A 22,543-nucleotide genomic window follows, 5' to 3' on the forward strand; every position below is an offset into this window, starting at 1 on the left:
AATCGCACCAATCGCGATGGATGAAGGTCTTCGTTTTGCTATCCGTGAAGGTGGCCGTACTGTAGGTGCTGGTGTTGTAGCAACTATCGTAGAGTAATAATTAACATTTAAGTTAATTAATACAAAAAAACCCGAGCTTAGTCTCGGGTTTTTTAATGCCTGTAATTTATGTCATGTGAAGGTGGCGCTCTTACCTTAGGCGTAGGTGCTTTGTAGTAACGTTCAATGAGTAATAGTTAACTTTTAAGTTAATTGTTAGAAAAAGGTCACTTAGGTGGCCTTTTTTAATGTCTGAAGAAAAGTGTTTAGTTTTCAGCTATTAGTAGCTTGGTGTTAAATTATACTTAAGACATAAAAAAGCACGACTTTAAGCCGTGCTTTTAATTAATTTTTTTGACAACTGACAACTGACAACTGACAACTGACAACTGACAACTGACAACTTTCACAGCTTAGTTTTTTTGGCGTATGCTTCAGCTTGCTTCCATACTCTTAGTGTATTGCCACTTAAGATTTTTTTAATATCGGCGTCGCTGTAGCCTCTATCCATAAGGCCTTGTACTAAGTTTGGATAACTAGACACATCCTTCAAGCCAATAGGTAACGAATCGCCAACGCCGTCGTAATCAGAGCCAATGCCAACGTAGTCAATGCCAATTAATTCTACAACGTGATCAATATGATCAAGTACTTGTTCAAGGCTGGCAAAAGGATACGGATTTTTAGCGCGATAAGCCGCATCAAAATCATTGCTTAATTTAGTGCCTTGTTTTTTAGCAGACTCTTTTGTGCTTTTTAGTTGCTTGCCCCATGCGCCTGCTTTTGCTGTAACAAAACTCGAACCAAAATTAATTTGAATTACGCCTCCATTTTCTTTTAGCGCTAATAGCATATCGTCATTCATATTACGCTCAAAACCTGGAGTGTATTTACGAAGCGATGAATGTGATGCAATCACCGGTGTTTTAGACAATTCCATTACCTGATAAAACGCATCGTCAGAAATATGCGATACATCTATTAACATACCCATATTATTCATTGCAGTGACCAGCTCTTTACCAAAGGGGCTTAAGCCTTTCCATTTACGGCGAATATCGTAAGACGAGTCAGAAATATGATTACTTTGTGAGTGTGCGAGGGTGATGTAACGTACGCCACGGTCAAAAAAGTGCTGAAGGTTTTTTAAGTCACCTTCAATAGGGGAGCCATTTTCCATTCCCATAGCAATAGACAATTTACCCTCTTTAAACTGTTGCTCTATGTCGTTTGTAGAGCTTGCCATTGCAAATTTAGCAGGCGCACGTTGTGCAATGGCTTCCATTCCATCAATTAACTGGTTAGCTAACTGATAGCTTTTGCCTTTGCCTTCAAACTCTAAATGAGCAGGAATATAAATCGACATAAATGGCGCGTTTAATCCACCCTCAACTGCGCGAGGGTAATCAAAATCGCCATCCTCAGTTGCTTTGGTTACATCAGCCCACGTATCGTGAATGCGGTAAGGAACATCAATGTGGGTGTCGATTAAAATAGTGTCTTTGGCAAGTTTAACCGCTTTGTCTGACGCGCTAATTGGTTGCTCTGCAAAGGCTTGATTTGTTAAAGCTAGTGATACGGCTACCACTAGAGTGCTGAGTTTTATCATGTTTTGGCTCTTTGGGTAAAAAGCCATTGTGTACGCTCAGCTAAAAAGTTACAAGTATTACACTTTAATCATACGATGCTTGTTGATGCTCTTCACTTTGCAATGCTTTAAATTCGCCCTTTGAAATAATAGTGACCGATTCGTGCAGCTCTGAAAAAAACACCATAGCTTCGCCGCTTTTTAATTGTTGATTTACCTGCGCCACTTTACTTTCAATACTGAATTCTTGTTCGCCATAATCGGTGCCTTCACGCAGTACATAGCTTTCAATTAGGTTGTATAGGGTGTCTTTATCAAGTTGTTCAAAAGGAATAATCATTACTACTGGTTGCTCGCTTTGTCTATTATGTGTTGGCCAAAATAACTGGGTACGGCTTTTTCTAACCAAAAAATGGGTTTAAACGGATTGTTTCCGCTAATGAATCCAACGTGCCCACCTTTTTCAGAAACACGCAGGGTAACATCTTCACTCACATCTTGCTTGCTTGGCACCGCTTTAATCGACAGCATTGGGTCGTCTTTTGCATGAATGATTAAGGTGGGTACAGCAATATGTTTTAAGTAGGGCATAGAACTGGCTTGGCGATAATAATCGTGTGCATTCTCAAAGCCATGCAAAGGAGCTGTTATATGGTTATCAAATTCTAATAAATCATCAATTTCCATTAATTCATCAGTGGTAATAGGTATTTGCTGCTTAATTTGAGGTAATTTGCGCTGCATCGATTTTTTCATGCGATCGAGCAAATACTTTTGATAAATTTTACCCAAGCTTTTGCGTATTACATCACTTGATGATGATAAATCATACGGTGCTGATATAACGGCTGCCGCATTTAGTGGGCATCGCTGGGCTTGCTCACCTAAATATTTTGCTAATACATTACCACCTAGCGAAAAACCAACAGCAAATAAAGGTCTGTTTGGAAACAGTAACTTTAGGTGATTAATAAAAAAAGCTAAATCGTCCGTATCACCACTATGGTAGGCGCGAGGAAGCCGGTTTACCTCGGTCGAGCAGTTTCTAAAGTGCATGAGTACAACGGCATACCCTTGCTTTTTTAGCGCTTTCATCATGCCTTTGGCATAAAAACTATTTATATTACCTTCAAGGCCGTGTAATACAATGGCAAGTGGGGCAGTTTCGTTATGCGGAAGTGACCATGCCAGCTCGATAAAGTCACCGTCAGGTGTATCAAGTTGCTCTAATTCGTAGCGAGTATTATGAAAAGGGCGGAAAAAACGCGGCATTATGGTTTGGACGTGACGATTGGTCATCCACCATGCTGGTTTAAACGTATGGATCATGTTTGTACTACACACTTTGCAAAAATGAAGCGTTAGTGTATCAAAAAGAATAAAAAGCGCCTAATTAGTAACTAATTAGACGCTTTGTGCGTCGTGCTTAATTTTTTAATGTTGCTCTGTCAGATCAGCGTCGTGTACTTTTTTCATGAAAAAATACACAAAAAATAGGCATAAACTAATAACGACGCCTAAAAAACCAAATGATAAAAATAACACTGGGTCGCTAAAAAAATCTCTAAAGAATACGTCCATAATTGCCTCCTGATGTCTATGGGTTAATCATAGGTTGAGTTTGCGTTAGCTTATATGATCCAGATCAAGCTATTTTCCTGATTATAAAAAGAGCTGTTAAGAAGTTGATTTGGATCAAAGTTGCCAAGAGAAGTGAGCGAGTTTGCAGGCTTAAAGATCTTTTTGCACAAAGAGAAAAGCATGAGAAGTAAATGAAGTTAACCAGGTTGCTGGTCGCTGACAGTTCAAAACTGATAGCTAATTAGGGATTGTTTACAAATACAGCGCACTATTATCTGGTGCTGTACATGCTACTAACTCAAATCCATTAACTGTATCAATTAGCATGTGCTGTTGCTGTTTTTCAAGCTTTAACTCTGCGCTTAATAACTCTTCACGTATTTTTGTGTAGTCAGCAATCGTCTCCTGATTTGCTTTTAAATAGCGACGGACAGAGCGCAGAGGCTTAAGTGCTTGTGTATCAAATTCGTCAATTGACTCTATTAAAGTACTGAGCTGCTCGGCATTGATACTTAGTTTAAGTGAGTCTAAATACAGTAATAATAAACACAGATTAACGTTTTTACCTTGCTGGTTTTGTAGTGCCAGCAAGGTGTGTTGTTGCCCAGGCTTTGCATACAAAGTGCATGCAAATTGCCAAAAGCCATCGCTATTGAGCAAGTTCATCGGCAAAGGCCTGTTCTTTTTCTTCCATTTCTTCAAGCGCCATAAGTAACTCTTCTTCAATGTCGTTAAGTTTGGGCGTAAGCGTGGCTTGTTTAGCTATTAATTCTTTTAATTGGGCTTTGTTGTCATCGTTATAGAGTTCGTTATCGCCAAGGGCCACTTCTACTTCGCTAAGCTCTGCAGAGTGTTTGTCGAGTTGTTTTTCAAGCTTTTCAATTTGCTTTTTAAGCGGTTGAATGGCTTTTCTAAATTCGGCTTCTAAGCGTTTTTGCTCTTTTCGGTTAACCCCTGAGTGTGCTTTGGGCTCATCATTTTGCTGGGCTTTAACAGCTTCTTTATTCGCATTTAGTAACCACTGATAATACGCATCTAAATCGTAGCCAAATTGAGTTACTTTGCCATCATCGACTAAATAAAATTCATCAGCGGTGTTTTTAAGCATGTGGCGGTCATGCGATACGGTAACCATGGCGCCTTCAAAGCCTTGCAATGCCATAACTAGCGCGTGGCGCATTTCTAAATCAAGGTGGTTGGTAGGTTCATCAAGTAGTAGCAGGTTAGGCTTTTGATATACCAGCATAGCAAGGACTAAACGGGCTTTTTCACCACCCGAAAATGGCGCTACGGGCTCTAGGGCTTTATCGCCAATAAAGGCAAAGCCACCTAAAAAGTCACGTAGTGATTGTTCAGTAGCTTTTGGATTTAAACGTTGTAAATGCGTAATTGCGCTGGCGTTTAAATCAAGCGATTCAAGTTGATGCTGCGCAAAGTAACCAATATTTAAACCATGGTGCTGCACAACCTTACCTGCTTGCGGTTCTAAATCACCAGAGAGTAGTTTAATGAGCGTTGATTTACCTGCGCCATTTCGTCCCAGTAAAGCAATACGGCTACCAGGCACTAAGTTAAGCTCTATATTATTTAAAATAGTCACTTCACCATAACCCGCTTTAGCTTTATCTAAACTCATTAGCGGGTTTGGTAGAGCTGTAGGCTCTGCAAATTCAAAGTTGAACGGTGAGTCGGCATGTGCAGGGGCAAGCTTTTCCATACGTTCTAGCGCTTTTACCCGGCTTTGTGCTTGTTTAGCTTTACTGGCTTTTGCTTTAAAACGAGTAATAAATTGCTCAAGGTGTGCAATTTGCTCTTGCTGCTTGTCGAACATGGCTTGCTGTTGTAATAAACGCTCTGCTTTTTGGCGTTCAAACTGCGAGTAGTTACCTTTGTACACATTGATAAGTTGTTTATCTATGTGCCAAATTTGATCAACTACTGCATCTAAAAACTCACGGTCGTGCGATATAAGTACCAATGTGCCTGTGTAGGCACGTAAAAAGCGCTCAAGCCAATATACGGCATCTAAATCAAGGTGGTTTGTTGGCTCATCGAGTAGCAACAAATCAGCATTACGAATAAGTGCTTGGGCAAGGTTTAAACGCATGCGCCAACCACCTGAAAACGCACTCACGGGGTTTTCTATTTGGTTATTAGCAAATCCTAATCCATGCAAAAGTTCGCCAGCTTGCGATTCGATGCTGTAGCCTTTCATGTTTTCTAGTTGAATATGCACTTTGGCTTGGGTATCGCCATCGTTATTTTGTTCTGCTTCACGTAGTGCAATACGCAGCGCGTAGTATTCAGGGTGTCCTTGCAATACATAATCAATGGCGCTTATTTCGAGGGCTGGGGTTTCTTGTTTAACCGAAGCAATAGACCAATCTTTAGGAATACTGCAATTACCGGCATCAAGTTGCAATTCAGATTTTAGTAAACCAAATAAGGTTGATTTCCCGCAGCCATTGGCACCCACAAGGCCTACTTTGTGCTCTGGAAATAACGTAGCTGATGCATTTTTTAATAAGGCTGTGCCGCCACGAAGGAGTTCTATTTCTGATATTTGGATCATGAATGCGTTACTTTACTGTACCCTTGTTAAGTTGGCGCTATCATACCATAGAACTTAATGCGCTTATCAAGCGTATCAACAAGTGATGTTATACGATAAAATAGTTGTAGTTCAAACCACAGGAAAAATGTTGTGAGACAAAAGAAGCGATTTATTGCTGGCGCATCGTGCCCTGACTGTAAAGCCATGGATACTATGATGCTATACAGAGAACATGATGTTGAAAAAGTAGAGTGTGTGGAGTGTGGGCATAAAATGTCACAACCAGAAAACGCTGTTCAGGCGTCAACTCGCCAATTTGAGCAAGTCATTGGTGTGTTTAAACCGGGCGACTAACCCGGTTTTTATTGTCTAGCTACACACCTTTTAATAATGTGGAGGCGGTGGCTCTGGCATATTTGACATCATAGAAGGCGTGGTTTGCGCTTCTTTAATTTTTTCTGCCAGCAGTTCTGTTTGGCGCTTCATTTTAGCTAGCATTTGCTGGTGTACTTTGATCTCATCGTTTAAGATTTCAATCGTTTCATCTTGAAAAGCCACTTTGGCTTCAAGTTCCATTAAGCGGTGTTCAATTGTGTTCATTAGTGTCTCGTATAATAAATCGCTCTGCGATACCGCTGGAGCTTTCGGTTAACAACGACTTATCGTTATCTATAAATGCCACATCAAGCACAACGGCCGATTTTGGTTTACTGCCTTCTCGCGGCGTAACTTGCCACGTTTGAATTTTTTCACCGCTTGATATTTGCCATAAATCAACTCGCTTATTAGGCGAACCCGTTGCCAGCAATGTGCCTTGCTCGTTAAAGCGCACGGCGGTAAAAATTTTCTGACGCGCAATATACGCCAGTTTACTCACAAGATCACCTGTAGTCAGCTTCCATACATGTGCTTGCTTCATACTATCGGCAGTAAATGCAAAACGACCTTGTGGATCAAGGGTTACTTGAGTAACACGTGTTGGGTGGCTAAAGCGGTGAATAACTTGCCCAGTATTGGTATCCCAAAAATAGGCAACGTAATCGTTAGAGCCGCTTAATGCAAAGCGTCCGTTAGGCGCTAAATCAACGGTGTTAACTTTATCTTGATGGCCTAAAAACTCGACACGTCTGCCAGTTTCAAGGTTTAAAAATACAACCACGCCATCGCTGCGACCATACAACACGCTGCGACCTTGGTTGCTAATGGCAATATCTCGAATCGTGGCTTTTTGTATTTTGTAATAGCCTTTGTTTTCGCCGGTGCTGATATCCCACACTGCGAACGTTGTTTTTTCTGCGGTAACCGCAACGCTGTTATCAAACGCAATAGCCACGCTGTAAACTAAGTTGTCTTGCGATTGCTGCTGAAACCATTGGTATTTTAAAACGTGCTGTTGATTATCCCACAGCGCGACCCCATGGTTGATAGAAGAGATTAAACTGTACTTTCCATCGTGAGAGAGTGCTGACGAAAATGCACCTTGTGCGGTGTGTTCAAAGCTTTCTACCGATTGATTTTTTTTATCGGTACAAGCAATGGCTAAAAAACAGCTAAAAACGATTAAAAAAGTACGAAATATCGACATCTTACAGGTATTTCCTCTTAACTCTTAGTGACTGAGAGGTTAGACTAGGTGCGTTAAATGCCTAGGTTGTTTGTCTAATCACTGAATATATATTTTTAGTTTAGCTAACAATACAGACTTTAGTTATTAAACAAACAGCCTACCATGTAGGGCGTTAATCTTTAACTAGTAATATTACAATAAATGACAACTGCAAAGTATGTCGGAGATTTAAAATGAAAAAGACGATTAGATTGTCATTGATTGCAGCGTCGGTTTTAGCGCTTACAGCTTGTAATCAAGAAGCAAAAAAAGAGCAAGCTGAAGTAACACTAGACACTGTAGAGCAACAACAAGCATATGGTATTGGTGCTTCTGTAGGTAACTTTTTAAATAAAGACCTAGCAGACAAATCTGAAATTGGCATTGAGCTTGACCAAGCACTACTAATTCGTGGTTTCGAAGATGCACTTGCTGGTAATGCAAAAATTGACGAAGAAAAAATTCGTGAAGTGTTAACGGCTTTAGATACCTCAGTACGCACTAAGCAAGAAGAAAAAGCGAAAGTTGAGTCTGAAAAAAGCAAAGCGGCAGGTGTTCAATACTTAGCTGATAACGCTAAAAAAGAAGGCGTAACGGTAACTGAGTCTGGCTTACAATACGAAGTATTAAGCGAAGGCGAAGGCGAAAAGCCAGCAGCAACAGACGTTGTTAAAGTACATTACAAAGGGACATTATTAGATGGCACTGAGTTTGATAGCTCATACGCACGTAATGAACCAACTACATTCCCACTTAATCGCGTAATTGCAGGTTGGACTGAAGGTTTACAACTTATGCCTGTAGGTTCTAAGTACAAGTTTACTATTCCTTCAGAGCTTGCTTACGGCGACCGTGATCTTGGTAAAATTCCAGCTAATTCAACACTTGTTTTTGAAGTTGAATTACTAGAAATTCAAAATGCAGAAGCACCAGCAGAATAAGCTAAGCTTAAAGCGTAAAAAGGGACCTTAAGGTCCCTTTTTTAATTCGTGTAACTTAATTTAAACGTGATTTAATCAGAATGATTAGAAAACAAGTTATCGATTAGTTCATCTTCAAGCTCAAAACGAAGCTCTAATGACTCACCAATAACTGAAAGGTCGTTGTCAAACCCTTCTAACAAATCATCTTTATTTACTTCGGCGTACTTGTCATTAAAATCAAGTGCGACATCGGTGGTGCTAGAAATACGCGGATAAATCGAGTTTGCCAGCTTTTGGCTCTCTAACCCCTTTTTTTCACAGGCTTTAGCAATATCATCGTACACTTCAAAGTGGCCTGCAGACAGGTAGTCCATAAGCAGTTGGCAAAAAGATTGAATTTGTTCAGGCTCTGGTAGCGCATGATCGTTTTTATCATAAGGCGCAAACCCTGCAATCTTACAATACAGTACAATAAGTTCTTGGCGTTCATTGAGCCAGTTATCGATTACTGTATGACTACCACCCCATTTCTGTTGAGCTTTTTCTACACGCGTCAGCATAACTGTTCTCCTAAGCTGGGTTGGTTGTTAGTTACATTTGTTTTTATGTACATCAAGATATATTTAATTTGCGTGTATATCAACAAGTAATGCAGATGTTCTAATTGCGAATAAGCTTTATTTGATTGGAGGGGCAAAATTTTATTGCAGGCAAGAAAAAACCACCGGTTAAGGTGGTCTAATTTCTTCAAATGGCTTGTTATAACAAGCTTTCTTATTTTTATTAAATGATTTTTATTGTTATTATTTAAAACTTTTTATTTTTATTGTTTTAATAATTTATTATTGTTTTTGTTAACGCGGGAAAGACAATACCAAGGTTTTTGTTATGTTGCAAACATATTAACAAAAAGTTTTAAATGTTAGTGTTTTTTGCTTGTTTTATAATCAAAATGGATTAAAACCATCAATATTGTTGATCTACTTCTATGTAAAGGTGTTTTCGCCTTTAAGAAATAGAGAGGCGATGAATATGGTGATACAATCTTGCACAATTTCTATAAGCATTAGGATCATTTACGCCATGAGCGAATTAAAAAACGACCGTTATTTACGTGCACTTGCAAAACAACCCGTTGATGTAACACCTGTATGGATGATGCGTCAAGCTGGACGTTATTTACCAGAGTACCGTGCTACACGTGCACAAGCGGGCGATTTTATGAGCCTGTGCCGTAATGCTGAGCTTGCCTGTGAGGTAACACTTCAGCCACTGCGTCGTTACCCATTAGACGCAGCCATTTTGTTCAGCGATATTTTAACGATTCCTGATGCAATGGGTTTGGGTTTGTACTTCGAAACAGGTGAAGGCCCTAAATTTGAACGTCCTATTTCATCCCTTGCCGATGTTAAAAAAATACCTAAGCTCGACCCAACCGATGAGCTTGGCTATGTAATGAACGCCGTAAGCACTATTCGCCGTGAACTTAAAGGCGAAGTACCGCTGATTGGTTTTTCGGGTTCACCATGGACACTTGCTACATACATGGTTGAAGGCGGCAGCAGCAAAGTATTTGGTAAAATTAAAAAAATGGCGTTTGCAGAGCCGCAAACACTGCATTTACTATTAGACAAGCTTGCTGATTCAGTGATCGACTACTTAAATGCACAAGTAAAAGCCGGTGCACAGTCGTTAATGGTATTTGATTCGTGGGGCGGTGTATTAAGCCCGCGCGACTACAACGAGTTTTCACTGCAATACATGCATAAAATTGTAGATGGCTTAATTCGCGAATACGATGGTCGCAAAGTGCCAGTAACGTTATTTACTAAAAATGGCGGCCAATGGATTGAGGCAATAGCAGCAACAGGCTGTGATGCAGTAGGCCTAGATTGGACCATTAATATTGGTGACGCTAAACGTCGTGTAGGCGATAAAGTAGCGCTACAAGGTAATATGGACCCGTCAATGCTACATGGTACGCCAGATCGTATACGCCAAGAAGTAGGCACTATTTTAGAAGACTTTGGTACAGGCAATGGCCATGTGTTTAACTTAGGTCACGGGATTACGCCAGATGTTGACCCAGAAAATGCCGGTGTATTTATTAACGCCGTGCACGAGCTAAGCGGTCAGTATCATAAATAATTAATGCGTTTTATTCATTAATACTAAAAAGCCCGCATAACAGCGGGCTTTTTGTTTATACGCTTTAAAGCCGCTTATTTAAACAAGCGATTTAAGCCATTTAATGCCGCAACCCGATAGGCTTCTGCCATGGTTGGGTAGTTAAATGTGGTATTTACGAAGTAATCGATATTATTGCCACCATTTTTTTGTTCCATAATGGCTTGGCCAATGTGAACAATTTCAGAGGCACGTTCGCCAAAGCAATGTACCCCAAGTACTTCTTTGGTTTCTGTGTGGAATAATATTTTTAAGCTGCCTACTTCAGTACCTGCAATCTGCGCGCGTGCAAGGTGTTTAAACTGAGCACGGCCTACTTCGTAAGGTACTTTAGCAGCGGTTAGTTCTTGCTCTGTTTTACCCACAGAGCTCATTTCTGGAATGGTATAAATACCCGCCGGAATATCAATAATTAACTTATCATCACAGTTACCACAGGCAATGGCATCAGCGGCAATACGGCCTTGGTCAAACGCAGCACTAGCAAGGCTTGGATAGCCAATTACATCGCCCACAGCATAAACGTTTTCAATCTCAGTTTGGTAAGTTTCGTTTACTTTTATTTGCCCACGGCCGTCGGCTTTTAAGCCAATGGCTTCAAGGTTAAGTGTGTCAGTGTTACCTGTGCGGCCATTCGCAAATAAAATACAGTCAGCTTTCACACGCTTGCCCGATTTTAAATGCATAACAACGCAATCGTCGCGCGTTTCTACACGATCAAACTCTTCGTTATGACGAATAACAATGCCGCTATTCCAAAAGTGGTAGCTAAGTGCATCAGATATTTCAGCATCCATAAAGGCAAGTAAACGGTCACGAGTATTCACTAAATCAACTTTAGCGCCTAAACCTTTAAAAATAGAAGCATACTCACAGCCAATAACCCCTGCGCCGTATATAAGTACGCGCTGAGGGTCATGCTCAAGGCCTAAAATAGTATCGCTCTCATAAATACGAGAATGGCTAAAATCAACTTCAGGTGGGCGGTAAGGGCGAGAGCCCGTGGCAATAACAATGGTTTTTGCTGTAATACGCTCAGTTGAACCATCAAGGCGTTTTACTTCAACCGTGTGTTTATCAACAAAGCTCGCATCACCTTGAAACATATGAATGCGATTACGATCGTAAAAACTACTACGTAAATTAGACTGCTTAGAAATAACCGAACTTGCATGACGTAAAATATCAGGAAACGTTAAACGACTAGGGCGCTCACCAATATTAAACAACGGGTTGGCTTTGTATTCAATGTAGCGGCTAACCGAGTGACGTAATGCCTTAGAAGGGATTGTTCCCCAATGTACACAACCGCCGCCGACTGTTTCTTGGCGCTCTATAACCGCTACTTTTTTGTTATTTTTCGAAAGATTCATGGCGGTGCCTTCACCGCCAGGGCCCGTACCAATAATTATTGCGTCATATTGGAAACTTACGGGTGCTTTTTTCTGTTCTGGTTGTTTGGCCACAGCCACTCCTAAATTAATTAAAAGAGGCTTTTAATAACCTCGCATTAAGTGCTAGCCATGCCTGCTTTTGATTTTCCCAGGCGGCTTCCAGCTCGTGATATTGTGCCATTAAAGCTGAACGTTCACACTGCTTTGCCATATTATTTTTTTTAACTTCTAAAACTTGTTTTTGAAGTGAACAATATGTCTGCAGTTTTTTCAGCAATAAATCGTACTCTTGTTGTAATAATGTAAGCCTATCTTGCGCTAAAGGCAATTTTGCAACACGTGTTTGCGTTTTACTCATAAGCGTATCGGCTTTAGCTTTTTCTATACGTTCAACCGGTGTGCGCTTTAATTTACTGGCTAAACCAATGGCAGCTAAAGAGCGGATCATCCATTTGGTGGGGTCATAATGAAACCACTTAATCCCATTACGATAATCACTTGCAAAAATATGATGAAAGTTATGGTAACCCTCGCCATAAGTGAATAACGCTAAAAAGCCATTATCGCGCGCAGTATTTTTTTCAGTGTATGGGCGCGAACCCCAAATATGGGCCACCGAGTTAATAAAAAAGGTAAAGTGTTGGCTTAATACTAAACGCAGTAAACCCGCTAAAATCAGCATACCCCACACATCGCCCACCAATAAACCAAGTACCAATGGTAGGCCAACATTCATCGCAATAACCAGTTTTAGGTAGTGTTTGTGTTGCCACATAACGATTTTATTACGCTGTAAATCACGACAATTACTGTAATCGCCGTAGCTATCGCCTTGGTAGTCACGTAACATCCAGCCAATGTGGCTGTACCAAAAGCCATTAGTTGCGGCGTAAGGGTCTTTTATTGGGTCGTCAACTTGGCCATGGTGTATACGGTGATCGCTACTCCAGTGTAGCGCACTGTTTTGCAAAGCAAACGCACCGCCTAGGGCAAAAATAAATTCAACAGCAGGATGAGCATTATACGTTTTATGTGCCCATAAACGGTGGTAACCGGCTGTGATAGATAGGCCTGCAAAAAACATGCAGGCTACAAAAGCAATCCAATGTGCGCTGGTAAATCCGTAGCTAATGCCATACCAAGGAACAAGTGTGATAGCCGCTAAAAAGGTAAGGCTAAAAAATAGGACGTTTGTCCAGATAATCGGTGGTTTATTCATCATTCTCAATCTCAGCGTACAACTGTAAGCTAAAATAGTATTTCAAACTCTCGCCGTCAAGTATTAGACTGGGGAATTGAGCTATTATCACTAAATATTAATATAAAATTATTCAGGGAGTTGTTGATGTCGGGTGTTAGAGCGCAACAGAAACAAAAAACACGACAAGCCTTAATTCAGGCGGCATTTAATCAGCTAAGTGCAGATCACAGCTTTTCGAATTTAAGTTTACGCGAAGTAGCCCGCGAAGCCGGCATTGCACCCACCTCGTTTTATCGCCATTTTAAAGATATGAACGAGCTAGGTTTAACCATGGTAGACGAAGCCGGTTTAACGCTGCGCCAACTTATGCGCCAAGCCCGCAGACGCATAGCAAACGACGGCGGCAGTGTCATTAACACCTCGGTTGTTACGTTTATGGAATTTATAGACAGCTCAAGTAACCAATTTAGGTTATTACTGCGAGAGCGCTCTGGTACATCTAAGGCATTTAGAGCCGCAGTCGCACGCGAAATCAAACACTTTATTTTAGAGCTTGCCCACTACTTAGAAAGCGAAACCAAGTGCGACGCCATGCATGCCTACATCCAATCAGAAGCCATGGTAACACTGGTATTTAATGCCGGCGCAGAGGCGCTAGATATAGAAGGCCAACAACTAGACGAACTAGTTGAGCGTGTTATTTGGCAGCTGCGTTACATAACGCGTGGTGCAACCCATTATGTAAGAGAAACAAATAAAGTAACTTAGCCTAAAAAATAGTAAAGAGTTAATATAAGCAGAGCAGCTTGTTTAGGTTATATATTTAAGCGTGGTTTTGGTTTTTTTTGATATTTAAATCCTGAAATTAATTATTATTTAAATAATAAAACCTAAAATAATGTGAGTTTAAGTTGTTTTGTGGAATTTTTATGCTTGCTTCCATCTCTAGGTAATGTTAAAAATAGGCCTCACTGAACACACACACAAGAAACAAGATGCAAAATATTCGTTTAATTACACTAAAACTTAACCTCTTACTGCTATGGCAAGTGAGCGGGGATTAGTGTGTTTGCATCGAGTTAAACATTAAAAACCCCGCAATTGCGGGGTTTTTTTTATCTCGCGGCTGGGATAAATTGAAATTTGGGTAACACAGGAATGAGGGGCAGTTATGCAAGACAAAGATAAAGTATGGATTTTTGATACCACCTTACGTGATGGCGAGCAGGCACTTAAAGCAAGCCTTACTGAAGACGATAAAATTCAGTTAGCGCATACTATTAGCCGCTTGAATGTTGATGTGATGGAAGTGGGTTTTCCAGTTTCGAGCCCTGCTGATTTTCGCTCGGTGCAACGTATTGCAACCGAAGTAAAAGGCCTAATTATTTGTGGTTTAGCACGCTCGGTTGTTAAAGACATTGAAGCCTGTGGTGAGGCGCTTCGCACAGCACAGCAAAGCCGTATTCATACTTTTATTGCCACAAGCCCTTTGCACCTTGAACACAAATTACGCATGAGCCTAGATGATGCAACGGCAATGGCGGTTAAATCAATTAAATTAGCGCGTAACTACACAGATGATGTTGAGTTTTCGTGTGAAGATGCAGGGCGTACGCCGCATTGGGATTTATGTAAAATTGTTGAGCAGGCCATTAATGCGGGTGCCTCTACTATTAACTTGCCCGATACCGTTGGCTTTGTAACGCCAGACGAATACGCTGCAATGATCCGCCATTTAATGAATAACGTGCCAAATATTGATAAAGCGCGTTTAAGCGTACATTGTCATAACGATTTAGGTTTAGCTGTAGCTAACTCGGTAGCCGCTGTACAAGCGGGTGCTCGTCAAATTGAATGTACAATAAATGGGATTGGTGAGCGTGCGGGTAACTGCTCGCTTGAAGAAGTGGCGATGATCATGAAAATGCGCAAAGACCACTTAAAAGTACATACCGATATTAAAAGCGAAGAAATTTATCGCGCATCTCGCCAAGTTGCAAAAATTTGTAATATGCCGGTACAGCCAAATAAAGCGATTGTGGGCGAAAACGCCTTTGCACATAGCTCGGGCATTCACCAAGATGGCGTATTAAAAGCGCAAAATACTTATGAGATTATGTCGCCAGAAAGCGTAGGTGTGCCAAATAACCAATTAAATATGACTTCGCGTTCGGGTCGTCATGTTATTGAGCACCGCTTAGAAGAGTTAGGGTACCAAAAAGCTGATTACGATATGGACAGCTTATACGAAAGCTTTTTAGCGTTAGCGGATCAAAAAGGCACGGTGTACGACTACGACCTTGAAGCCATGATTTACTTAAATCAAATTAACGACAAAGACGAAAAATACCAGTTAGAGTTTGTAAACTCAGCGTCTAACTCACAGTCGGTAGCAAGCTCAACTATTGGTATGGTGATTGATGGCGAAGTTAAACAAGAAGCTGCTACAGGTAATGGCCCGGTAGAGGCGTCGTTTGCGGCAATTGAGCGCTTAACCGGTATGAGCGTTGAAATGATTGAATACAACTTAGAAGCCACTGGCCAAGGCGCAAGCTCGCTAGGCCAAGTAAACATTATTGCTAAATACGATGGCCGCCCTTATCACGGTGCGGGTATTGCTGCGGATGTGGTAGAAGCGTCGGTACGCGCCATGATCCGTGTTTACAACTTAATTTATCGTGCACAAAAAGTGTCTGATTTAAAACAACAAAGGAAAGCAGGATGAGTAAAACAAACTACAGCGTTGCAGTATTAGCTGGCGACGGTATTGGCCCAGAAGTAATGGCAGCAGCAGAGCAAGTACTTGATGCTGTGAGCAATAAGTTTGGTTTTACTCTAAACCGCGATCATCATGCTATTGGTGGTGCAGCCATTGATGAATTTGGTGAAGCATTACCACCAAAAACACTAAGCGCGTGTGAAAACGCCGATGCCATTTTATTTGGCTCAGTAGGTGGCCCTAAGTGGGAAAACCTACCACCTAACGAGCAACCTGAGCGTGCATCGCTTTTACCGCTTCGTAAGCACTTTGGTTTGTTTTGTAATTTACGCCCAGCGCAGCTTTTACCGGCGCTTAGCGCAGCATCGCCATTACGTGCCGACATTAGCGAAAAAGGTTTTGATATTTTATGTGTGCGCGAGCTTACCGGCGGCATTTACTTTGGTGAAAAAGGGCGAGGTGGCGAAGGCGAAGAAGAGTTTGCCTTTGATACGCAAAACTACTCGCGTAAAGAAATTGAACGTATAGCTCGTTTTGCCTTTGAAGCAGCAAAATTACGCAGTAACCACGTAACCTCGGTAGATAAAGCCAACGTACTTGCATCAAGCGTATTATGGCGTGAAGTCGTTACCGAAGTAAGCAAAGACTACCCAGAAGTAAGCCTAGATTACATATATGTAGATAACGCAGCTATGCAGCTAGTTAAACAGCCTAGCCAGTTTGACGTGTTACTTTGCGATAACTTATTTGGTGATATTTTGTCAGATGAGTGTGCAATGATCACAGGTTCAATGGGCTTATTACCTTCGGCTAGCTTAAATCAATCGGGCTTTGGTTTGTATGAACCAGCTGGTGGCTCAGCGCCAGATATTGCAGGCAAAGGCGTTGCAAACCCGATTGCACAAATTTTAAGTGCCGCACTTATGCTACGTTACTCATTAGGGCAAGACGAAGCAGCGCGCACCATTGAAAAAGCCGTAGCCGAAGCCGTTGAAGCAGGCGTTGGCACGCCAGATATCTACCCAGAGGGTGGTTACAGCACAAGCGATGTGGCAGCAGCCATCGTTTCACGTATTTAATTATTAAAGGCGCAGCACCGTTATGCTGCGACTTAACAGAGTAGGGAATTAGCAAGTGGCCCAAACGTTATACGACAAAATTTGGCAAGCACATACCGTTGCCAGCATAAATGAGCAAACTGATTTACTTTATATAGATCGTCATTTAGTGCACGAGGTGACATCACCACAGGCTTTTGCAGGCCTACGCGAAAAAAAACGTAAGGTGCGTTGCCCTGAAAAAACCTTTGCAACGATGGATCATAACGTATCGACTAAAAGCCGATCACTTGATGCCGCAAGCGAAGTATCTAAAAACCAGTTAATGGCGCTAGATGCAAACTGTAAAGAGTTTGGCATTGTACTTTACGACTTAAACTCAATTAACCAAGGCATAGTGCATGTAATGGGCCCAGAGCAAGGTATTACCTTGCCTGGCACTACCATTGTATGTGGCGATAGCCATACCTCTACGCATGGTGCCTTTGGCGCATTAGCACACGGTATTGGTACATCTGAAGTTGAGCACGTATTAGCAACGCAAACGCTACAGCAAAAAAAGGCAAAGTCGTTAAAAATTCAAATTAACGGCGTGCTTCGCCCAACGGTAACCTCTAAAGATTTAATAATGGCGGTTATTGGTAAATTAGGTACTGCTGGTGGCACAGGTTATGTTGCTGAATTTTGTGGTGAAGGCATTGAAGCACTTTCAATGGAAGCTCGTATGACGCTATGTAACATGAGCATTGAAATGGGTGCTAAAGCGGGTTTAATAGCGCCAGATAAAATTACCTATGATTATTTAAAAGGTCGTCCGTTTGCACCAAAAGGCGCTGACTTTGACGCCGCAGTTGAATACTGGGAAACCTTAAAAACAGATGAAGGCGCTGAGTTTGACTTAGTTGTTGAGCTTGAAGCTAAAGACATTCAGCCGCAAATTACGTGGGGCACAAGCCCAGAACAAGTCATTGGCGTTGATGAGTGCATACCAGACCCAGATAAAGAGCCAGATTTAATTAAAGCCGATGCTATACGCAGTGCACTTAAGTACATGGACTTAAAAGCGGGCGATAAATTATCAAGCGCGAAAGTAGATACCGTCTTTATTGGCTCATGTACAAATAGCCGTATTGAAGATTTACGTGCCGCGGCAAAAATTGTTGAAGGCAAGCAAGTATTAGCTGGCATAGAGGCGTTAATTGTACCGGGCTCAGGCCTTGTTAAAAAGCAAGCTGAATACGAAGGCTTAGCCGATATTTTTAAAGCCGCAGGCTTTGAATGGCGCGAGCCAGGCTGTTCAATGTGTTTAGCGATGAACGATGACCGTTTAGAAGCGGGCAAACGCTGTGCATCTACGTCTAACCGTAATTTTGAAGGCCGCCAAGGTCGTGGCGGGCGTACGCATTTAGTAAGCCCTGCAATGGCGGCAGCTGCTGCAATACATGGTCACTTTGTTGATATTAGAGGAGAAGCCTAATGAGCGTATTTTTTAGTGGCTTAATGGCCCCACTTGATAAAAACAATGTAGATACAGACCAAATCATTCCTAAGCAGTTTTTAACATCAACCAGCCGTGATGGTTTTGATGCAGCATTGTTTTACGATTGGCGTTACCTAGAAAACGGCGAACCAAACCCTGATTTTATTTTAAATCGCCCATGCTACCAAGGCGCGCAAATATTATTAACGCGCGACAACTTTGGTTGTGGCTCATCGCGTGAGCATGCACCGTGGGCGCTTAAGCAATATGGTTTTGAAGTGATTTTAGCGGAAAGTTTTGCTGATATTTTCTTTAATAACTGTGGCAACAACCAAATGCTAGCCATTGCGCTACCAGCCGACACGCTTGAGCAATTGTTTGTACTTAGTGAGCAACACGACGATATAAACATTAAAATCGATCTTGAAAACCAAACACTAACAAGCGATAAATTTGCGCCAATTAGTTTTGATATTCGTAAAGACGTAAAAGAGCGTTTATTAAGTGGCTTAGATTTTATTGGTGTGACCGAAACGCTAAATCCACAAATTGATACGTTTGAAAAACAACTTGCTGCTGAGCGCCCTTGGCAGTAACGAAAAGCAATTAATTACATATGAAAACAAAGCGCGGCTGAGTATATAAGCCGCGCTTTTTTATACGCTAAATTAATGTCTAAAATCTGCCATTAGCGCAGGAATGCCCGGCAACATACCAACAATAGCCATAACGGTAGTTAAAACCACAAACATAATGAGTGGTACAACCCAGCGGCTCATTTTAGTTAAATTAGCACTGCGCTCTTTACAGCCAATTAAGCCTAAGTTATCAAGCAGCATAGTCAGTGACCAACCAAAAGCAGGGTTAACCAAGCTTGACGCAAATACAACTATTGCGGCCGATTGCGTTGTTTTACCTTCGCGTGTCATTTCCATACCAGCCTCAAGTAGCGGAATAAACACACCAACAATAAGCGCAACGCAAAGCACGGGTTGCCAAATGGCTAAATCCATTGGGTAACCCCATAAACCCGCAATAATACAAAATACGGCTGTTAAAATGGCGCCCGCCGGAATAGGGCGTTTAGCAATAGCAGCAGGTACAATGTAAGTCCCCCAAGATGAGGTAAAGTTAGCACCTCCGGCCAGCGAGCCAAAGGTCTGCCTAACCGATGCACTTAGCATGGTGTCGTCTATGTTCATTTGTACTTTTTCAGTACGTTGCGGGTAACTAATTTTTTGAAAAACTTGATGCCCTAAAAAATCCGGTGACCACATAGCGACAGCTAGTACCGCAAACGGCAGCACAACCACAAAGCTTTCAAGTTTTGGTAGGCCAAGCATCCAACCCGTGTTTTCGCCCCACCAATAAGCTGGGTTCATATTTGGTAAGCCCGGTGCCGTATTAAATTCAAATGGGGCACCGAGTGCAAATGCAACCACACCGCCAATAAGGCAGCTAAGCGGCACAGCAAGCCAGCGCTTTTTAAAATGCTCAAGTAACGCATACAATAAAATGGTGGCCAAAATAACTATAAATGCAATGTGCGCCATATCAATGGCCTCAGCCCATGCAAATAGCTTTTTAACCTGCGAAATAGTACCAATAAAGCCCAAGTATATGAGTAAGCCCCCGCACACGCCTTTACTGGTTAACCGTGCCAATAAACTCCCTCCTTTGGTTATGGCTAAAATAAAGCCAAAGGCACCAATGAGTAAGCCAAACGCCATAGAGTGGCCGCCAGCGGCAACCACAATAGGAATAAGAGGAATAAGTGGGCCATGAGTACCGGCTAAATTAGCCGTGGGTAAAATAAAGCCCGAAAACAAAATAATAAAAATAGAAACAATGAGTAATTCATAGCGTACGTTTTCTAACACAAACGCATCACTTAAACCCAGTGGCGCTGCAAAAGTAGCTGCAATAGCCCCCACCATAACAACTTTACCAATGGTGCCCGCCATGGCTGGAATCGTGTCTTCAAATTCAAAGCGGTAGTCTCTAAATGGTAAATTAGGCCGCCAGCGCTTGGGCTGCATAATTTGTAGCTCGTGCTCTAAATATTCGTCGCGGGTATTAAACTCTGAACTGGGTTTATGATTGTTTTGATAGCTGTTGATATTGTCGTGCAATGTATCTTTGTGATCTGAGTTGTGACCCTTTGGGGTTACTGACATAGTCCCTCCTGTTACTCGTTGCTTATTTTTCAAAACGCCCTAAAGCAAATGAATAGTGAAGGGGCAGGGTAGAACAGCTTTTACTCAGGAATGTATAGGCAAAAGGTCGTGTATGATTATTTTTAATACAGTTAATTAAAAAAACAGCTTTACACTAAAAATCATAAAATTACAGAAGGTGATTAAAAGTTTTTATAAATCATATTCTTGATTGCATCATTAATGATGCGCAGAGCTATTTGCCGAATAGTATCGTGTTAACGACAGGTTATTATCCTTTAGTCTTAGTGGTTGTTAAATTTGTTTTATTTCAGGCTATTTGCTTGCAGGAGCCGTTAATTTTGTTTTATTTGTGGTGGAATAATACTTCTGTTACTTTCTGATTGTTAATAACAACAATAAAGAATAGAGATGCAATTCAACTCCCCTAAATCAATTGGTATTTTACTTGGTACGCTTTACGGCATATTTATGCGGCTGTTTGTAGAGCTATTTGATACTTATAATTTAAGTAGCCTAGTCTCTATATCATTTATGTTTTTAGTGCCCGTTGCAATTGGCTATATTCGTATTCATTTTGAATTTAAAAGCGCAAAAACATTAACTAAAAGGCAAATGGTGATAATTGCTTGGCAGCCAATTTTTGTTTTTTTACTTGTCAGTGTTATTACGTTACTTGAAGGCAGTATTTGTGTGGCAATGGCTTTGCCTGCCTTTATGCTCTTTGCAAGTATTGGCGGTTTACTGGCAGGTTTTATTAAAAATCGCAAAACTAAAAACGCTAACCATTCTTTACTTTCAATAGCTTTGCTTCCTGTATTGCTCTCACCTATTGAGGTAAATTATTTACACTTATCAAAAACGTACGAAGTCACCAACTCTATAATTATTGAAGCGCCTATAAACCGTGTGTGGCAGCAGCTTGCAAATGTAAGCACCATAGAGCCACAAGAATTGCCATTTTCGCTTACCCAATTAATAGGTGTACCTAAGCCCTTAGAGGCAAATATGAATGCTGCGGGTGTTGGTGCAATTAGAACCAGTAAATGGCAAAAAGGAGTTATATTTAAAGAAGTTATTACGGATTGGCAGCCAAATAAACAGATGCTTTATAGATTTGACATAGACCCTGATGCTATCCCCGATGACGCACTCGATAAACATGTAAAACTAGGAGGCGAATACTTTTCACCTCTTTACGGTGGGTATGAGTTAAGTGAAGATAAAAGCGGCAATACCATTTTAACTTTAAAAACGACCGTGCAAGATAATACAAATTTTGGTGTTTATTCGCGAATATGGGGTGAGGTCATTTTTCAAGACTTCCATCATTCACTTTTAACATTAATGAAAAATAGAGCAGAGAAGCCACTTGTCGCAGTTATTTCCCAAACTTAACTTAAACCGCTATGGTATTAAAAAATTATTATAAGAGTACTTTATGAAATCATTAACGGCAGCAACGTTATTACTTGCTTCATCAGTCGCTATTGCGCGCCCTGCGCCTTTGGTATCTATACCAACGCATGATGCGTTTTTTAATAATATTGCAGCGCACTGTGGTAAAGCGTTTGAGGGCAAAGTAAGCATAGATAACGCAAAGGGCCCAAGCTCATTTGATAATAAAAAACTAATCATGCATGTACGCAAATGTACTGATAGCGAGCTGCAAGTACCATTTCATGTGGGTGATGATGCGTCACGTACCTGGATCATTACAAAAACAGGCAGTGGTTTGAGCTTAAAACACGACCATCGCCATGAAGATGGTACTGACGATGCTTCAACCATGTATGGCGGTCATACACTTGATGCGGGTTATGCACAAATGCAGTCGTTTCCTGCTGATCAATATTCTAAAGAATTATTTGTAGCACAAGGTATTGCGCAATCGGCAGGGAATACATGGCAAATGTATATTTACCCTGAGGTATTTACTTACCGTTTAATTCGTCAAGGGCGCGAATTTAAAGTGGATTTTGATTTAACCAAACCTATTACGCCACCCGCTGCACCATGGGGATACGAAGAGTAAG

General features: G+C 41.3%; 23 protein-coding genes. 11 read left to right on the plus strand and 12 right to left on the minus strand.

Annotated elements, in window-relative coordinates; genetic code table 11:
• A partial coding sequence (locus CWB62_RS17095; protein ID WP_463530598.1) for an EF-Tu C-terminal domain-related protein occupies window positions 1-97 on the plus strand: 97 nt, incomplete at its 5' end.
• A gap of 348 nt (window positions 98-445) precedes the next feature.
• On the opposite strand, the gene CWB62_RS17100 is transcribed toward CWB62_RS17095, so the two are convergent.
• From CWB62_RS17100 to CWB62_RS17120, 6 genes are all read right to left on the minus strand, one after another.
• Complete coding sequence (locus CWB62_RS17100) at window positions 446-1,648, minus strand: dipeptidase (RefSeq protein ID WP_138527411.1); 1,203 nt, start codon at window positions 1,646-1,648, stop codon at window positions 446-448.
• Between the two features lie 64 nt (window positions 1,649-1,712).
• A complete protein-coding gene (locus CWB62_RS17105; protein ID WP_058551349.1) occupies window positions 1,713-1,967 on the minus strand; it encodes a YheU family protein in 255 nt (84 codons plus the stop codon).
• Between the two features lie 2 nt (window positions 1,968-1,969).
• Window positions 1,970-2,956, minus strand: a complete 987-nt coding sequence (locus CWB62_RS17110) for a hydrolase (protein ID WP_058403653.1) — start codon at window positions 2,954-2,956, stop codon at window positions 1,970-1,972.
• A gap of 105 nt (window positions 2,957-3,061) precedes the next feature.
• Window positions 3,062-3,208: a hypothetical protein gene (locus CWB62_RS18665; protein ID WP_171036659.1), complete on the minus strand. Its 147-nt coding sequence runs from the start codon at window positions 3,206-3,208 to the stop codon at window positions 3,062-3,064.
• 252 nt (window positions 3,209-3,460) lie between these two features.
• Window positions 3,461-3,874: a TIGR02444 family protein gene (locus CWB62_RS17115; RefSeq protein WP_138527410.1), complete on the minus strand. Its 414-nt coding sequence runs from the start codon at window positions 3,872-3,874 to the stop codon at window positions 3,461-3,463.
• A complete protein-coding gene (locus CWB62_RS17120; RefSeq protein WP_138527409.1) occupies window positions 3,858-5,780 on the minus strand; it encodes an ATP-binding cassette domain-containing protein in 1,923 nt (640 codons plus the stop codon). Before CWB62_RS17120 ends, CWB62_RS17115 begins: the two co-directional genes overlap by 17 nt.
• A gap of 132 nt (window positions 5,781-5,912) precedes the next feature.
• Between CWB62_RS17120 and CWB62_RS17125 the strand changes: the two genes are divergently transcribed.
• The gene (locus CWB62_RS17125; RefSeq protein ID WP_010557786.1) at window positions 5,913-6,116 is read left to right on the plus strand and encodes a YheV family putative zinc ribbon protein; all 204 of its coding nucleotides are present in this window, start codon (window positions 5,913-5,915) and stop codon (window positions 6,114-6,116) included.
• Between the two features lie 30 nt (window positions 6,117-6,146).
• Here the strand turns inward: CWB62_RS17125 and CWB62_RS17130 are convergent, their stop codons facing one another.
• Together CWB62_RS17130 and CWB62_RS17135 are read right to left on the minus strand one after the other, a co-directional pair.
• Entirely contained in the window at window positions 6,147-6,362 is a 216-nt protein-coding gene (locus tag CWB62_RS17130) for a SlyX family protein (protein WP_138527408.1), read from the minus strand.
• Window positions 6,349-7,347, minus strand: a complete 999-nt coding sequence (locus CWB62_RS17135) for a WD40 repeat domain-containing protein (RefSeq protein ID WP_138527407.1) — start codon at window positions 7,345-7,347, stop codon at window positions 6,349-6,351. Before CWB62_RS17135 ends, CWB62_RS17130 begins: the two co-directional genes overlap by 14 nt.
• A 215-nt stretch (window positions 7,348-7,562) precedes the next feature.
• On the opposite strand from CWB62_RS17135, the gene fkpA reads away from it, so the two are divergent.
• Window positions 7,563-8,309 carry an FKBP-type peptidyl-prolyl cis-trans isomerase gene (gene fkpA / locus CWB62_RS17140; RefSeq protein ID WP_008126756.1) on the plus strand — a complete coding sequence of 249 codons (747 nt, stop codon included), beginning with the start codon at window positions 7,563-7,565 and terminating at the stop codon, window positions 8,307-8,309.
• A 71-nt stretch (window positions 8,310-8,380) separates the two neighbouring features.
• On the opposite strand, the gene rsd is transcribed toward fkpA, so the two are convergent.
• Window positions 8,381-8,851, minus strand: coding sequence for a sigma D regulator (rsd, locus tag CWB62_RS17145; protein WP_138527406.1), 471 nt, complete (start codon window positions 8,849-8,851; stop codon window positions 8,381-8,383).
• A gap of 523 nt (window positions 8,852-9,374) precedes the next feature.
• Between rsd and hemE the strand changes: the two genes are divergently transcribed.
• Complete coding sequence (gene hemE, locus CWB62_RS17150; RefSeq protein WP_008126752.1) at window positions 9,375-10,439, plus strand: uroporphyrinogen decarboxylase; 1,065 nt, start codon at window positions 9,375-9,377, stop codon at window positions 10,437-10,439.
• Window positions 10,440-10,513: 74 nt separating this feature from the next.
• On the opposite strand, the gene sthA is transcribed toward hemE, so the two are convergent.
• Both sthA and CWB62_RS17160 read right to left on the minus strand, forming a co-directional pair.
• A complete protein-coding gene (gene sthA / locus CWB62_RS17155) occupies window positions 10,514-11,944 on the minus strand; it encodes a Si-specific NAD(P)(+) transhydrogenase (protein ID WP_138527405.1) in 1,431 nt (476 codons plus the stop codon).
• A gap of 13 nt (window positions 11,945-11,957) precedes the next feature.
• On the minus strand, window positions 11,958-13,091 hold the full coding sequence (locus tag CWB62_RS17160; protein WP_138527412.1) for an acyl-CoA desaturase: 1,134 nt from the start codon (window positions 13,089-13,091) through the stop codon (window positions 11,958-11,960).
• Window positions 13,092-13,217: 126 nt separating this feature from the next.
• Between CWB62_RS17160 and fabR the strand changes: the two genes are divergently transcribed.
• The 5 genes from fabR to leuD all read left to right on the plus strand — a co-directional run bounded on the left by fabR (window position 13,218) and on the right by leuD (window position 18,926).
• Entirely contained in the window at window positions 13,218-13,841 is a 624-nt protein-coding gene (gene fabR / locus CWB62_RS17165) for an HTH-type transcriptional repressor FabR (protein WP_058403645.1), read from the plus strand.
• Between the two features lie 403 nt (window positions 13,842-14,244).
• Window positions 14,245-15,798 (plus strand): 2-isopropylmalate synthase, encoded by a 1,554-nt coding sequence (gene leuA, locus CWB62_RS17170; protein ID WP_138527404.1) that lies wholly within the window; start codon window positions 14,245-14,247, stop codon window positions 15,796-15,798.
• Entirely contained in the window at window positions 15,795-16,871 is a 1,077-nt protein-coding gene (leuB, locus tag CWB62_RS17175) for a 3-isopropylmalate dehydrogenase (protein WP_138527403.1), read from the plus strand. The genes leuA and leuB overlap by 4 nt, the downstream gene beginning before the upstream one ends.
• Window positions 16,872-16,926: 55 nt before the next feature.
• On the plus strand, window positions 16,927-18,327 hold the full coding sequence (gene leuC / locus CWB62_RS17180) for a 3-isopropylmalate dehydratase large subunit (RefSeq protein WP_138527402.1): 1,401 nt from the start codon (window positions 16,927-16,929) through the stop codon (window positions 18,325-18,327).
• A complete protein-coding gene (gene leuD, locus CWB62_RS17185) occupies window positions 18,327-18,926 on the plus strand; it encodes a 3-isopropylmalate dehydratase small subunit (protein WP_138527401.1) in 600 nt (199 codons plus the stop codon). The genes leuC and leuD overlap by 1 nt, the downstream gene beginning before the upstream one ends.
• A 72-nt stretch (window positions 18,927-18,998) precedes the next feature.
• Here the strand turns inward: leuD and CWB62_RS17190 are convergent, their stop codons facing one another.
• Window positions 18,999-20,507: a DUF3360 family protein gene (locus tag CWB62_RS17190; protein ID WP_138527400.1), complete on the minus strand. Its 1,509-nt coding sequence runs from the start codon at window positions 20,505-20,507 to the stop codon at window positions 18,999-19,001.
• A 411-nt stretch (window positions 20,508-20,918) separates the two neighbouring features.
• Between CWB62_RS17190 and CWB62_RS17195 the strand changes: the two genes are divergently transcribed.
• Both CWB62_RS17195 and CWB62_RS17200 read left to right on the plus strand, forming a co-directional pair.
• Window positions 20,919-21,905 carry an SRPBCC family protein gene (locus CWB62_RS17195; protein ID WP_058403640.1) on the plus strand — a complete coding sequence of 329 codons (987 nt, stop codon included), beginning with the start codon at window positions 20,919-20,921 and terminating at the stop codon, window positions 21,903-21,905.
• Window positions 21,906-21,948: 43 nt separating this feature from the next.
• Window positions 21,949-22,542, plus strand: a complete 594-nt coding sequence (locus tag CWB62_RS17200) for a hypothetical protein (protein ID WP_138527399.1) — start codon at window positions 21,949-21,951, stop codon at window positions 22,540-22,542.
• The last annotated feature ends 1 nt before the right edge of the window (window position 22,543 follow it).

Source organism: Pseudoalteromonas sp. S408 (assembly GCF_005886645.1).
In the GTDB taxonomy this organism is placed as follows: Bacteria; Pseudomonadota; Gammaproteobacteria; order Enterobacterales; family Alteromonadaceae; genus Pseudoalteromonas.

Coding starts and splice junctions, on each gene's coding strand:
- CWB62_RS17100 (WP_138527411.1), bottom strand. CDS start 1,648: ATGATAAAACTCAGCACTCTAGTGGTAGCCGTATCACTAGCTTTAACA.
- CWB62_RS17105 (WP_058551349.1), bottom strand. CDS start 1,967: ATGATTATTCCTTTTGAACAACTTGATAAAGACACCCTATACAACCTA.
- CWB62_RS17110 (WP_058403653.1), bottom strand. CDS start 2,956: ATGATCCATACGTTTAAACCAGCATGGTGGATGACCAATCGTCACGTC.
- CWB62_RS18665 (WP_171036659.1), bottom strand. CDS start 3,208: ATGGACGTATTCTTTAGAGATTTTTTTAGCGACCCAGTGTTATTTTTA.
- CWB62_RS17115 (WP_138527410.1), bottom strand. CDS start 3,874: ATGAACTTGCTCAATAGCGATGGCTTTTGGCAATTTGCATGCACTTTG.
- CWB62_RS17120 (WP_138527409.1), bottom strand. CDS start 5,780: ATGATCCAAATATCAGAAATAGAACTCCTTCGTGGCGGCACAGCCTTA.
- CWB62_RS17130 (WP_138527408.1), bottom strand. CDS start 6,362: ATGAACACAATTGAACACCGCTTAATGGAACTTGAAGCCAAAGTGGCT.
- CWB62_RS17135 (WP_138527407.1), bottom strand. CDS start 7,347: ATGTCGATATTTCGTACTTTTTTAATCGTTTTTAGCTGTTTTTTAGCC.
- fkpA (WP_008126756.1), top strand. CDS start 7,563: ATGAAAAAGACGATTAGATTGTCATTGATTGCAGCGTCGGTTTTAGCG.
- rsd (WP_138527406.1), bottom strand. CDS start 8,851: ATGCTGACGCGTGTAGAAAAAGCTCAACAGAAATGGGGTGGTAGTCAT.
- hemE (WP_008126752.1), top strand. CDS start 9,375: ATGAGCGAATTAAAAAACGACCGTTATTTACGTGCACTTGCAAAACAA.
- CWB62_RS17160 (WP_138527412.1), bottom strand. CDS start 13,091: ATGAATAAACCACCGATTATCTGGACAAACGTCCTATTTTTTAGCCTT.
- fabR (WP_058403645.1), top strand. CDS start 13,218: ATGTCGGGTGTTAGAGCGCAACAGAAACAAAAAACACGACAAGCCTTA.
- leuA (WP_138527404.1), top strand. CDS start 14,245: ATGCAAGACAAAGATAAAGTATGGATTTTTGATACCACCTTACGTGAT.
- leuB (WP_138527403.1), top strand. CDS start 15,795: ATGAGTAAAACAAACTACAGCGTTGCAGTATTAGCTGGCGACGGTATT.
- leuD (WP_138527401.1), top strand. CDS start 18,327: ATGAGCGTATTTTTTAGTGGCTTAATGGCCCCACTTGATAAAAACAAT.
- CWB62_RS17190 (WP_138527400.1), bottom strand. CDS start 20,507: ATGTCAGTAACCCCAAAGGGTCACAACTCAGATCACAAAGATACATTG.
- CWB62_RS17195 (WP_058403640.1), top strand. CDS start 20,919: ATGCAATTCAACTCCCCTAAATCAATTGGTATTTTACTTGGTACGCTT.
- CWB62_RS17200 (WP_138527399.1), top strand. CDS start 21,949: ATGAAATCATTAACGGCAGCAACGTTATTACTTGCTTCATCAGTCGCT.